Here is a 12,548-nt window from a genome sequence, read left to right as displayed (position 1 = left end):
TCTGAGGGCACACATCCGGAGCGGCAGGCTCCGCAGGGGCAGGGGCAGGGGCAGGGGCAGGGGCAGGGGCAGGGGCAGGGCGGGAGCGGGACCGCTGGTCCGCCACCGCCTGTCCCTGCCCAGCCCAGTCACCCCAGCTGTGCGAGCCCCTCCCCCGCGATCTGCTCGAACACCTTCTCGTCCGCCGCGAACTGCGTGTCCGCGATCGGCCAGTGCAGCACGATCTCGTCGAAGCCCAGCTCCGCATGGCGCCCCGCGAAGTCCACGAACGCGTCGAGGGACTCCAGCGGCCGGTCCGGCGTGAACCCGGTCAGCAGGGTCTTGCCCAACTCCCCCTCGTCCCGACCGATCGCCTCGCACGCCGCACCGAGCTTCGTGATCTGCCCCCGGATGGCCTCCAGGGACTCGTCCGGGGTGCCGTTCTCGAAGAGCTTGGGGTCACCGGTGGTCACCCACGCCTGTCCGTGCTTCGCGGCGAGCTTCAGCCCGCGCGGCCCCGTCGCCGCCACCGCGAACGGCAGCCGCGGCCGCTGTACGCACCCGGGGATGTTCCGTACGTCCCCCGCCGACCAGAACTTGCCGTCGTACGACACGGCTTCCTCGCTCAGCAGCCGGTCCAGCAGCGGTACGAACTCGGCGAACCGGTCCGCCCGCTCCCGGGGTGTCCACGGCTGCGCCCCTTCGGGCAGGAGCGCCGTCGAGTCGAAGCCGCCCGCACTGCCCGCGCCGATACCCAGGGTGACCCGCCCGCCGCTGATGTCGTCGAGAGAGATCAGCTCCTTGGCCAGGGTCACCGGGTGCCGGAAGTTCGGCGAGGTCACCAGCGTGCCCAGCCGGAGCCGCTCGGTGGCGGACGCGGCGGCCGTCAGCGTGGGCAGCGCTCCGAACCAGGGGCCCTCCCGGAACGGCACCCGCCACGACAGGTGGTCGTAGGTGTACGCGGTGTGGAAACCGAGTTCCTCGGCCCGCTGCCACACCTCCTTGCCGCCCTCGTGCCAGCGGCGGATCGGCAGAATCACAGTGCTCAGACGCATGATCCGACTGTACGGGGCCTGCTTACGTCCCCGGGAAGCGCAGAAACCCGGCCGGTACGTGTGCCGTGAGCCAGACCCCGTTGGCGCTGACCCGGAAGACATGTCCGGCGCGGTGCATCGCCCCGGCGTCCACGGACAGCACCACCGGCCGGCCCCGGCGGGCCCCGACACGGGTGGCGGTCTCCCGGTCGGGCGACAGGTGGACGTCGTGCCGGTTCATGGGGCGCAGGCCCTCGGTGCGGATCGCTTCCACGGCCCGGGGGTGGGTGCCGTGGAAGAGGTAGCCGGGGGGTTCGGACGGAGGAAGGGCCAGGTCGATGCCCGTCACCGTGTGCCCCTGGCTGGCGCGGATCAGGGTGCCGCGCAGCGGGTCGTCGTTCCGAACCGCGAAGCGCTTCTTGTCGTTGGTGGCGACGACGTGGTCCAGCTCGGCGCGGGTGAGACGGAAGCCGTGCTCGGCGGCGGCCCGGATCAGCGTCTCGACTTCCACCCAGCCGTGGTCGTCGAGGGTGAGACCGATGCGCTCGGGCTGGTGCCGCAGATGCTTCGAGAGGTACTTCGACACCTTGATGATGCGGTGCTCATTCATCCGGTCAGAATCTCCGAAGAGAGGCGACGACCGCACCTGAATTCGGCCTGGCAGCCCGGCAGTTCGAAGTAATCCACAGCCAACTGGTCTTTTCCACAGCGGAAATGAAGGATCTGTGGATAACTTGCGTCCGTTTTAGGATAGTTTGTCAACATTCGCACGATTGAGTTGTCTTGAGGTGAGCGAGTCCAAGGTCCTTGCCTGGAGCTCTCGTTCTGTGGCCGCTGCGACGAATGCCGCAGCGTTCTCTGCCCCAACCAACGCCTGGACTGCGGCAATCGTTCCCGCCGGAAGGGCGAGTGTGCGGGACTGGTCGCCGGGTTCCGGGGCGGGCGCCGAACCGAGGTGCTGCTGCAGGTGCCGGGTGGCGAACAGCCTCATGGCCCGGGCAAGTTCGGCATCCACGCTCTGCTGTGCGAGCGGACGCAGGCGCCGTACGAGCGCAGCCGCCTCCGCCGCGTCCGAGTCCGTCGGCGGCCGGTGTCCGAGGTAGCGGGCGAAGACGTGCTCGGTGGTGAACTCCAGGAATCGGGCCGCTATGTGCTCCACCTGCCCACGCAGTTCCCACAGGTGTCCCGAGATCGCCTTGAGCGGCACCCCCGCCGCGTACAGCTCGGCGGCCACCGCCAGCTCCTGCGGCGACGGCACCAGGAACTCGTCGTCGCAGCCCGGAACCCTTTCCAGCACGCCCAGTTCGACCGCCTCCGCCACCGCCGCGTCGTCGGGTCGGCCGCCGAACCGCTCGTCCAGCTCGGCCCGCGTGATCCGGGTCGACTCCTCGTCGGTCCAGGGCCCGCCCACCTCGGCGACCAGCCCGAGCACCCCGCCCAGACCCCGGCCCGCGTCCCACGCCTCCAGCAGCTCCTTGATGCTGGCCAGGGTGTAGCCGCGGTCCAGGAGGTCGGCGATCTGCCGCAGCCGGGCCAGGTGGGTGTCCCCGTACACATTGGCCCGGCCGCGCCGCTCGGGCCGGGGAAGCAGGCCCCGGTCCTGGTAGGCGCGGATCGTACGGACCGTGGCACCGCTGCGGTGCGCCAGGTCCTCGATGCGGTACTCGGCCTCCGCCTGCTGTCCGGACATGATCACTTCCTTCTCCGGCGTGGACCGGTGTCGGTCGGCGTCGGGCTGGCGTCGGCCAGCGCCGGTGCGGACCGGTGCCGGCCAGCGTGGACCCGTGTCCCCCGGCGTCAGCCGTGTCCCCCGGGCGTCAGCCGTGTCGGCCGGTTCAGGACCGCAGCGCCGCCCTGCCCACCGCCCCCGCCGCAGCACGCGCCGCCGGCGAGGTCGACAGATACTCGACGGCCTTGCGCAGCGAGCCTTCCTGCGAGGGATGGTACGACCGCCGGAAGTACCGGGGTATCGCCGCACCCAGATCCCGCCAGGTCGGCAGGAGCCCCTTGGCGACCGCCCTGTTGTGCTCCCGCAGCGAATAGCGCAGCCGTCCCGCGAGCTGCGGGTCGTGCCGTACGAGGTACGAAGCACCCCACGCCCAGAGCCACAGCATCACCGGTGCGACCACCACCATGCCCTCGATCCGGCGGGCGTACCGGGGCAGGCCCTCGCCGCCGCAGTGCTGGTACATGTCGAAGGCCACCGCCCGGTGTTCGACCTCCTCCGCACCGTGCCAGCGCAGCAGGTCGAGCATCACCGGATCGGGATCCGCCCGGTCCAGGCCCTCCGCATGCAGCACCCAGTCGCCGAGCACCGCCGTGAACTGCTCGATCGCGGCGACGACCGAGAGCCGGAAGCGAAGCCACTCCTGGGTGGGTATCGGAGCCCCCAACGGCGGCGTCTCGCCGAGGAGTTTCTCGAAGAGGAAGTCGACGTGCCCGGTGTACGCACTGGTGTCCAGGTCCTGGTCGGCCAGGTGGTCCAGGACGTAGCTGTGCTGCACGCTGTGCGTGGCTTCCTGGCCCATGAACCCCTTCACCTGCTTGAGGAGTTCCGGGTCGCGGACCAGTGGCAGCGCCTCCTTGAACACCTTCACGAACCAGCGCTCACCGGCCGGCAGCAGCAGATGCAGCACATTGATCACGTGCGTGGCGGTCGGTTCGTCCGGTATCCAGTGCAGCGGCGTTTCGTGCCAGTCGAAGGAGACCCGGCGGGGGGCGATAACGTAGCCGGCCTCGGTCCCGTAGCCGGTTTTACCGCCGGGTTCGGAGCCGTTCTCGTAGCCGGTCTCGGGGTCGGTGCTCACAGCGGCGGCTCCAATCGGGCGATCGCACGCAGCGCCTTCGGCGTGAAGCGGGACATGAGGTGGGCGCCGCGCGCCTCCGGCGTCACCGGGACGACGGCCTGGTTCTTCACCACCGCGCGCAGGACGGCCTCGGCGACCTTCTCCGGCGGGTAGTTGCGCAGCCCGTACAGCCGCGACGACCGCTTCTGCTTGCGCTTCTCTTCTTCCTCCGACACCCCGGTGAAGCGCGAGGTGGCGGTGATGTTGGTGTTGACCAGGCCGGGGCAGATCGCGCTGACGCCGATGCCCTGGCCCGCCAGCTCGGCGCGCAGGCACTCGCTGAGCATGAGCACCGCCGCCTTCGACGTGCTGTACGCGGGCAGTGCCTTGGAGGGCTGGTACGCGGCGGCGGACGCGGTGTTGACGATGTGGCCGCCCTGACCGCGCTCGGCCATCTGCTTGCCGAAGGTGCGGCAGCCGTGGATGACGCCCCACAGATTGACGTCCAGGACCTTCTTCCAGTCCTCGGCCGAGGTGTTCATGAAGGAGCCGGACATGCCGATCCCGGCGTTGTTGACCAGTACGTCCACGATGCCGTAGTCGGCGGCGACCTTCTCCGCCAGCTTCTCCATGGCCTGCGCGTCACTGACGTCGACGACCTCGGGCCAGGCGTCCGGCGCCCCTATCAGCCGGGCCAGTTCGGCGGTCCGGGACGCGCCTTCGGCATCCCGGTCCACGGCCACGATCCGCGCCCCCGATTCGGCGAACGCGAAGGCGGTTGCCCGCCCGATGCCGCTGGCCGCACCGGTCACCAGGACCAGCTGTCCGCCGAAACGGTCGGCGTACTTCCCGGTCGCCACCGATTCGCGCGGCGCCACCCCGGCGGCGCTGTCCTCGTTCGCCGTCACGAATTCGGCGATCCAGGAGGCAAGTTGGTCCGGCCGGGTGCGCGGCACCCAGTGCTTGGCCGGAAGGGTGCGGCGCACCAGCTGCGGTGCCCACAGCTCCAGCTCGTCGTATAGCCGCTCCGAGAGGAAGATGTCGCCGGTCGGCGTGATCAGCTGGACGGGCGCGTGGGCGTACGCGTCCGCGCGCGGCCTGCGCAGCCGGGCGCGGACGTTGTCGCGGTAGAGCCAGGCGCCGTGCGCCGCGTCCTGCGGCAGCGACGACGTCGGGTACCCGCCGGCCGGAACCTTCTCCATCCGCTGGAGGATCTTCGGCCACTGCTTGCCGAGCGGCCCCCGCCAGGCCAGTTCCGGCAGCACGGGGGTGTGCAGCATGTACACGTACCAGGACTTGGCGCCCTGGCCGAGGAGCTGGGCGGCGCGGCGCGGGGTCGGCCGGGACATCCGCTTCTTGATCCAGTGCCCGAAGTGGTCCAGCGAGGGTCCGGACATGGACGTGAAGGACGCGATCCGCCCCTGCGTGCGCTTGACGGTGGCGAACTCCCAGCCCTGCACGGAGCCCCAGTCGTGTCCCACCAGGTGCACCGGCCGGTCCGGGCTGACCGCGTCCGCGACCGCGAGGAAGTCGTCGGTCAGCTTCTCCAGCGTGAAGCCGCCGCGCAGCGGCTTGGGCGCCGAAGACCTGCCGTGCCCGCGCACGTCGTACAGCACCACGTGGAAGCGCTCCGCCAGCCGTGTCGCGACCTCGGTCCACACCTCTTTGCTGTCGGGGTAGCCGTGCACCAGCAGTACGGTCGGCTGCGCCGCATCGCCCAGCTCCGCGACGCACAGCTCGATCCCGCCGGTCCGCACCCGGCGCTCGCGCGCCCCTTCGAGTCCGGTCGTCCCCATCGTCATGCCGCCTTCTCCTCGGCCCAGCGCCGCACGTGCGGCAGGTCGTCGTCCAGCCAGAACGCGCTCTGCTCGGGATCACGGGAGTCGGTGACGACCAGGATCTCCTCGAACTTCGCGCCCGTACCCCGGAAACCGAGGTGCGGTTCCACCGCCCACAGGCCCGGCTGCGGCGGGTGGTCGGAGAACTTGTACGGGCTCCACAGCGGCGACCAGCCGTCCCGGTGCCCGTGCAGCGCGTCGCCCGCCAGTCCCTTCAGCGACTGCGTGCCGAACCCGAACACATGTGGTGACCAGCGCCGTTCCTTCACCCGGTCGACCTTGTGGGCGATCACGCCGAACGGGTAGGCGCGGTGCCGGTTGGCGTATCCCTGCCGGACCATCAGCTGCTCGACGTTCTCGTAGATCTCCCGCAGCGTGCGTTTCTCACGCACCTGTTCCAGGATCAGCGCGCGGTGGCCCTCCAGGTCGGCCAGCAGCCTGTTGTGCACGGGGTTGAGGCCCAGGCAGCCGGAGTACCCGATGTCCGCGGTGAAGCCCTTGTGGACGGGCGCCATGTCGAGGATGAACGGCATGCCGGCCTCCAGCTTCCGGTTCGTCGGGAAGAACTGGAGCGGTATCCGGAAGCCGGTGAACGCCGTACGGTCCCCGAACCACGCGAACGGCAGGTGGAACCAGTCGCGCACCCCGCGCTCGTGCAACCACACCCGCTGCATCCGGGCCGCCTCGCGCTCCGTCACTCCCGGCTTGAGCTGCGCGGAGACGGCCTCGGCGCACTCGTAGGCCAGGCGCTGCACTTCTCTGAACCCCCGCAGTTCCGCGGTCGATTCGCCCTGCGTGCTGGAGACTTCTGAGATTGCTGAGGTCATGCCACCCGTCCGTCCCGTGTAGCGGTACGCGTCCGTAACTTGACACTGATGAATGTGACAATGCCCGGCGGCTACGTCAAGGGGTGTGCACACGGACCTGTGGATAACTCCGCACAATCAACCCGTGGGTCGACCCGGGGCCCCTCGTCGGTCATCCCCTCAACCCCTGGTACTGCTGCCCCCTACGGGTCCGTACGACCAGAGAGGGAGGCAGGAACAACCGCCAGGGCTGACGTCTGATGTGGCCCGCGCCACTACCTTCGAAGTTGTGACCAATGTGATCGCGACCGAATCCCTGAGCATGCGGTACCCCCGGGTGACCGCACTCGACCGGCTCTCCCTGGACATCGGGCCCGGAGTAACGGGCCTGGTGGGTGCCAACGGAGCCGGCAAGTCCACGTTGATCAAGATTCTGCTGGGTCTGAACCCCGCCACGGAGGGCCGGGCAGCGGTGCTCGGCCTCGATGTGGCCACCAGCGGCGCCGAGATCCGCGAGCGCGTCGGGTACATGCCCGAGCACGACTGCCTGCCGCCGGACGTCTCGGCCACCGAGTTCGTCGTCCACATGGCGCGCATGTCCGGGCTCCCCCCGACCGCCGCCCGCGAGCGGACCGCCGACACCCTGCGCCACGTCGGCCTCTATGAGGAGCGCTACCGCCCCATCGGCGGCTACTCGACGGGCATGAAGCAGCGGGTGAAGCTGGCCCAGGCCCTGGTCCACGACCCGCAGCTGGTCCTCCTGGACGAGCCCACCAACGGCCTCGACCCGGTCGGCCGCGACGAGATGCTCGGCCTGATCCGCCGCGTGTACACCGACTTCGGGATCTCGGTCCTGGTCACCTCGCACCTCCTGGGCGAGCTGGAGCGCACCTGCGACCACGTCGTCGTCATCGACGGCGGAGCGCTGCTGCGGTCCAGTTCGACCAGTGACTTCACCCAGACCACCACGACCCTTGCGGTCGAGGTCACCGACTCCGACGCCCACCCCGACGGCACGCGCGCGCTGCGCGAGGCGCTCACCGCGGCGGGCGCCAAGCTGCACGCCGCCGAGGAGCAGGGCCTGCCCGGTGCCGGCCACATCCTCCTCGTCGAGGGCGAGGGCGACGCCACGTACGACCTGGTCCGCGACACGGTCGCCGACCTGGGCATCGGCCTGGTGCGGATGGAACAGCGCCGCCACCACATCGCCGAGGTCTTCCACACCGAGCAGTCCGCCGACGCGGCCCTGGAGCCGTCCGGAGCAGCATCCGGAGCAGGAAACGCACCTCCCGCAGGCACCCCCCGGGGCGCCCAGCGGGCCGAAATGCAGAAGGGAGGCGGCCACGATGGCAACTGAACTCACGCCGCCGGGCGCCGACCCGACGCGCATCCACAACATCGGCTACCGCAAGTACGACGGCCCCCGCCTCGGCCGCGCGTACGCCCGCCGGTCGCTCTACTCGCAGTCCCTGCGCGGGGCGTACGGACTGGGCCGCAGCGCCAAGTCCAAGGTGCTGCCGATGATCCTGTTCGGCGTGATGGTCCTGGTCGCGGCGATCATCGTCGCGGTCGCGGTGGCCGCGCCCGCAGGCGCCATGACCAAACTGCCGGTGTCCTACACGGCGTTCGCGATCTTCCTCCAGCCCGTCATCAGTCTCTATCTGGCGGCGCAGGCCCCCCAGACCGTCTCGCGCGACCTGCGCTTCAAGTCGGTGCCGCTGTACTTCTCCCGGCCGATCGAACGCAGGGACTACGTCCTCGCCAAGTTCGGTGCGATGGCCTCCGCGCTGTTCGTCCTGACCGCGGCCCCACTGGTGATCCTCTATGTGGGCGCGCTCCTCGCCGAGTTCGACTTCGGAGACCAGACCAAGGGCTTCGGCCAGGGGCTGGTGTCCGTGGCACTGTTGTCCGTCCTGTTCGCCGGGCTCGGCCTGGTGATGGCCGCACTGACCCCGCGCCGCGGCTTCGGCGTCGCTGCCGTCATTGCCCTGCTGACCATTTCGTACGGTGCGGTCTCGACCGTCCAGGCCATCGCCGACACCCAGGAGGCGACGGGCGCGGTCGAATGGCTCGGCCTGTTCTCGCCCATCACCCTCATCGACGGCGTTCAGACCGCCTTCCTCGGCGCCACCTCCGCCTTCCCCGGCGGAACCGGCCCCGGCGCCGGAGCGGGCGTGGTCTATCTGCTGGTCGTCCTCGCGCTCGTGGCCGGCTCGTACGCCGTCCTGATGCGCCGCTACCGGAAGGTCGGACTGTGACGACCATCGAGATCACCAAAGCCTCCCGCTGGTTCGGGAACGTGGTCGCAGTCAACGACGTGACCATGACCATCGGCCCGGGCGTCACCGGCCTCCTCGGCCCCAACGGCGCCGGAAAGTCCACCCTGATCAACATGATGGGCGGCTTCCTCGCCCCCTCCAACGGCACCGTCACCCTCGACGGCAAGCAGATCTGGCGCAACGAGAGCGTCTACAAGGAGATCGGTGTCGTCCCCGAGCGGGAAGCGATGTACGACTTCCTCACCGGCCGCGAATTCGTCGTCGCCAACGCCGAACTGCACGGCCTGGACGACCGGGCGGCCCAGCACGCGCTCGCCACGGTCGAGATGGAGTACGCCCAGGACCGCAAGATCGCCACGTACAGCAAGGGCATGCGCCAGCGCGTGAAGATGGCGTCCGCCCTGGTCCACAACCCGTCGGTCCTGCTGCTCGACGAGCCGTTCAACGGCATGGACCCGCGCCAGCGCATGCAGCTGATGGACCTGCTGCGGCGGATGGGCGACGAGGGACGCACCGTGCTGTTCTCCTCGCACATCCTGGAGGAGGTCGAGCAGCTCGCCTCGCACATCGAGGTGATCGTCGCCGGGCGGCACGCCGCCTCGGGCGACTTCCGCAAGATCCGCCGGCTGATGACGGACCGCCCGCACCGCTATCTCGTACGGTCAGGCGACGACCGGGCCCTGGCAGCCGCCCTCATCGCGGACCCGTCCACGGCCGGCATCGAAGTCGACTACACGGAACGGGCGCTGCGCATCCAGGCCGTCGACTTCGGCCGCTTCACCGAGCTGCTCCCGAAGGTCGCCCGCGCGCACGGCATCCGCCTGTTCACGGTGCAGCCCTCCGACGAGTCCCTCGAATCGGTCTTCTCCTACCTCGTCACGGCCTGAAAGGAGCTTGCTGCGATGTACGAACCCACCGTCGCCCGGCTCACCTACCGGGCCCTCCTCGGCCGCCGCCGGGCAGCCATCCTCTTCGTCCTGCCCGCCCTGCTCATCGTCATCGCGGTCGCGGTGCGGGTGCTCGTCGGCGTGGACGACGGCGTCGCCGCCAACGTCCTGGGCGGCTTCGCGCTCGCCACGATGGTCCCGCTGATCGGCGTCATCGCCGGTACGGGCGCGATCGGCCCCGAGATCGACGACGGCTCCATCGTCTATCTGCTGTCCAAGCCGGTGAAGCGGCCCACGATCATCTCCACCAAGCTGATCGTCGCCATCGCCGTCACCATGGCCTTCTCCGCGATCCCCACCTTCATCGCCGGCCTCATCCTCAACGGCAACGGCGGCCAGATCGCGATCGCCTACACGATCGCGGCCCTCGTCGCCTCCGTCGCCTACAGCGCGGTCTTCCTGCTCCTGGGCACCGTCTCACGGCACGCGGTCGTCTTCGGCCTGGTGTACGCGCTGGTGTGGGAGGCCCTGTTCGGCAGCCTGGTGCCCGGGGCGCGGACCCTCAGCATCCAGCAGTGGGCCCTCTCCCTGGCCGAGAGGATCGGCACGAACGGCACGATCACCTCGGACGTCGGGCTTCCCACGGCGGTGATCCTGCTGGTCGCGGTCACCGGCCTCGCCACCTGGTACGCGGGCCAGAAGCTGCGCTCGCTCACTCTTGCGGGTGACGAATAGCCGAAAGCGGCTCTTTCGGGAACGGGAAACGCCCCCGGTTCGTATTTCACATACGAACCGGGGGCGCTCCCGTTTCACCGAACAGGCCCTGAGCCTCTGGACCTTGACATCTGGAAAGTCAGACCTTCCGGTCCCTGGCCGCGAAGAGACCCACCACCAGAGCCGCCGTGCACACGCCCAGCATCAGGGCGATCGGCACCGTCCAGCTGCCGGTCATCTGGTACACGGCGCCCGCCGCCAGCGGGCCCACGGCGGCCAGCAGATAGCCGATCGTCTGCGCCATCCCGGAGAGCCGCGCCGCCGTCGCCGCATCTCCGCTGCGCAGCACGATCAGCGTCAGTGCGAGACCCACGGCGCCGCCCTGGCCGACGCCGAGGATCGCCGACCACAGCCAGGCCCCGGACACCGGGGCCACCATCAGGCCGACATAGCCGGCCGCGACGAGAGAGGCGACGAGAGCGACCAGCGGACGCTGACTGCGCATCCGCCCGGCCAGCAGCGGTACGGCGAAGGCGCCCGCGACCTGGATCAGATTGTTGAACGCGAAGATGACGCCGGCCGTGGAGCGGCTCATCCCGTGATCCGTGAAGATCGTCGGCATCCAGGCGATCAGGACGTACGACCACAGCGACTGGAGGCCCATGAAGAGAGTGACCTGCCAGGCCAGCGCCGAGCGCCAGAGGCTCTTCGGGGCGGTTCCCGCGGCGGCGGCCGGGGCGACCCGTACCTCGTGTCCGGTACGGCCGCGGGAGATCAGCACCTGAGGCAGCCAGGCCACCGCGGCGACGGCGGCCAGCAGCGACCAGAACGCCAGCGACGCCTCCCAGCTACCGCCGAAGGCCTTTTCCAACGGCACCGAGGTGGCAGCCACGACGGTGGCACCGGCGATCATCGAGCCCGTGTAGACCGACGTCATCGACGCGGCCCTGTCGGGGAAGTCCCGCTTGATCAGGCCGGGCATCAGCACATTGAGGAGGGATATCGCGACACCGATCAGCAGACCGCCGCCGTACAGCGCCGCCGTCGAGGGCACGATCCGGACCAGGATGCCCGCACCGAGCAGCAACAGGGCGCCGAACAGCACCAGTTCGGTGCCGAACCGCCGGCCCAGCCAGGGGGCGATCATCGCGCCGACGCCGAGGAAGAGCACCGGCACGGACGTCACCAGGCTGGTGGCCGTCGACGACAGGCCGAAGCTGTCGCTGATCTCGCCCACCAGTGGGGACACGCTCGCGAGTGCCGCCCGCATGTTGAGCGAGGCCAGCACGATGCCGACCATGAGCAGAACCGGATGCGCCAGCAACGCCCGCCGCGCGGCGACCCCTTGGGGAGTGGGCCGGACGTCGGCCTCGGCGTCCAGCAGGAGTTGATCGGCATCCGGGCGTGACAAGGCAAGCACCTTTCAAAGCGGTTCGAGTCGGTTCGAAGTGGTTCGAGTCGGTTCGAAGCAGGAGGGGGTGACAACTGGGTGGGGGAAGGAGGAGTTCAGCGTCCGACGAGGCTGCGGATCACGTCGATCGGCACCTGGAGGAGTGCCCGCGCGGCCTGTTCCGCCGCCGCCGGGTCGCCGCTCTCGACGGCATCGACCAGGGCGGCGTGCGCGGCCAGGTCGATGGGCGGCATCTCGTGGTCGCCGAGCGAGGTGACCAGGGACTCGTGCACCTGGGCGGAGAAGAAGCGGTAGACCTCGCTGAAGGCCGCGTTGTGGGTGGCCTCGACGATGCCCCGGTGGAAGGCGAGGTCGGCGTCGGCGGCCCGGTCGCCCTGTTCGTGCAGCTCGGCCAGGGCCGCCCGCAGAGCACGCAGGTCGTCCTCGTCGCGGCGTACGGCGGCGAGCCGGGCGGCCTCCGCCTCCAGGGCCACGCGCAGTTCCAGTACGTCGAGGACGTCGGCGTGCTGCATGCCGCGCAGGACAGCCGCGGGGTCGGCGGTCGAGCGGACGAACGTGCCGTTGCCCTGCCGTGACTCCAGCAGTCCGGCGTGCACCAGCACGCGTACTGCCTCGCGGACGGTGTTGCGCCCGACGCCGAGCTGCTCGGCGAGGACGTGCTCGGTGGGGATCCGGTCGCCGACGGACCACTCGCCGTCGGTGAGCTGGTCGCGGAGCTGTTCCACGATCGAGTCCACCAGGGACTTCCGCCCCGCCGCCTGAAGTGCCATCGCGTCGCCGCCCACTCTCGCAAAGAATGATTCACCCGGTTGCC

The 12,548-nt window shown here is 70.0% G+C and carries 12 protein-coding genes; 4 read left to right on the top strand and 8 right to left on the bottom strand.

The features are described 5' to 3' along the window. Positions 1-128: 128 nt before the first annotated feature. From ACH4SP_RS13275 to ACH4SP_RS13250, 6 genes are all read right to left on the bottom strand, one after another. Positions 129-1,034 carry an LLM class flavin-dependent oxidoreductase gene (locus ACH4SP_RS13275; RefSeq protein ID WP_398413963.1) on the bottom strand — a complete coding sequence of 302 codons (906 nt, stop codon included), beginning with the start codon at positions 1,032-1,034 and terminating at the stop codon, positions 129-131. Between the two features lie 22 nt (positions 1,035-1,056). After that, complete coding sequence (locus tag ACH4SP_RS13270) at positions 1,057-1,623, bottom strand: RNA 2'-phosphotransferase (protein ID WP_398413960.1); 567 nt, start codon at positions 1,621-1,623, stop codon at positions 1,057-1,059. Positions 1,624-1,758: 135 nt separating this feature from the next. Next, complete coding sequence (locus ACH4SP_RS13265) at positions 1,759-2,703, bottom strand: MerR family transcriptional regulator (RefSeq protein ID WP_398413958.1); 945 nt, start codon at positions 2,701-2,703, stop codon at positions 1,759-1,761. Between the two features lie 145 nt (positions 2,704-2,848). Then, positions 2,849-3,736 (bottom strand): metal-dependent hydrolase, encoded by an 888-nt coding sequence (locus tag ACH4SP_RS13260; protein ID WP_398415062.1) that lies wholly within the window; start codon positions 3,734-3,736, stop codon positions 2,849-2,851. An 80-nt stretch (positions 3,737-3,816) separates the two neighbouring features. Beyond that, positions 3,817-5,595: an SDR family oxidoreductase gene (locus ACH4SP_RS13255; RefSeq protein WP_398415061.1), complete on the bottom strand. Its 1,779-nt coding sequence runs from the start codon at positions 5,593-5,595 to the stop codon at positions 3,817-3,819. Between the two features lie 2 nt (positions 5,596-5,597). Continuing rightward, positions 5,598-6,464, bottom strand: a complete 867-nt coding sequence (locus ACH4SP_RS13250) for a M24 family metallopeptidase (RefSeq protein WP_398413956.1) — start codon at positions 6,462-6,464, stop codon at positions 5,598-5,600. 301 nt (positions 6,465-6,765) lie between these two features. Between ACH4SP_RS13250 and ACH4SP_RS13245 the strand changes: the two genes are divergently transcribed. The 4 genes from ACH4SP_RS13245 to ACH4SP_RS13230 are packed head-to-tail and all read left to right on the top strand — an operon-like array spanning position 6,766 to position 10,344. Then, the gene (locus tag ACH4SP_RS13245) at positions 6,766-7,800 is read left to right on the top strand and encodes an ABC transporter ATP-binding protein (RefSeq protein ID WP_398415059.1); all 1,035 of its coding nucleotides are present in this window, start codon (positions 6,766-6,768) and stop codon (positions 7,798-7,800) included. Next, entirely contained in the window at positions 7,790-8,701 is a 912-nt protein-coding gene (locus ACH4SP_RS13240; RefSeq protein WP_398413954.1) for an ABC transporter permease, read from the top strand. Before ACH4SP_RS13245 ends, ACH4SP_RS13240 begins: the two co-directional genes overlap by 11 nt. After that, positions 8,698-9,609: an ABC transporter ATP-binding protein gene (locus ACH4SP_RS13235; RefSeq protein ID WP_398413951.1), complete on the top strand. Its 912-nt coding sequence runs from the start codon at positions 8,698-8,700 to the stop codon at positions 9,607-9,609. Before ACH4SP_RS13240 ends, ACH4SP_RS13235 begins: the two co-directional genes overlap by 4 nt. A gap of 15 nt (positions 9,610-9,624) precedes the next feature. Next, entirely contained in the window at positions 9,625-10,344 is a 720-nt protein-coding gene (locus ACH4SP_RS13230; RefSeq protein ID WP_398413948.1) for an ABC transporter permease, read from the top strand. A 118-nt stretch (positions 10,345-10,462) separates the two neighbouring features. On the opposite strand, the gene ACH4SP_RS13225 is transcribed toward ACH4SP_RS13230, so the two are convergent. Together ACH4SP_RS13225 and ACH4SP_RS13220 are read right to left on the bottom strand one after the other, a co-directional pair. Beyond that, a complete protein-coding gene (locus tag ACH4SP_RS13225) occupies positions 10,463-11,734 on the bottom strand; it encodes a CynX/NimT family MFS transporter (protein WP_398413945.1) in 1,272 nt (423 codons plus the stop codon). A 95-nt stretch (positions 11,735-11,829) separates the two neighbouring features. Then, positions 11,830-12,504 (bottom strand): FadR/GntR family transcriptional regulator, encoded by a 675-nt coding sequence (locus ACH4SP_RS13220; protein ID WP_398413943.1) that lies wholly within the window; start codon positions 12,502-12,504, stop codon positions 11,830-11,832. Positions 12,505-12,548: the final 44 nt, after the last annotated feature.

The organism is Streptomyces sp. NPDC021093, from assembly GCF_044333135.1.
In the GTDB taxonomy this organism is placed as follows: domain Bacteria; phylum Actinomycetota; class Actinomycetes; order Streptomycetales; family Streptomycetaceae; genus Streptomyces.
The sequence above is the reverse complement of the archived record's forward strand: the minus strand, read 5'-3'. Positions and strand labels throughout refer to the sequence as shown.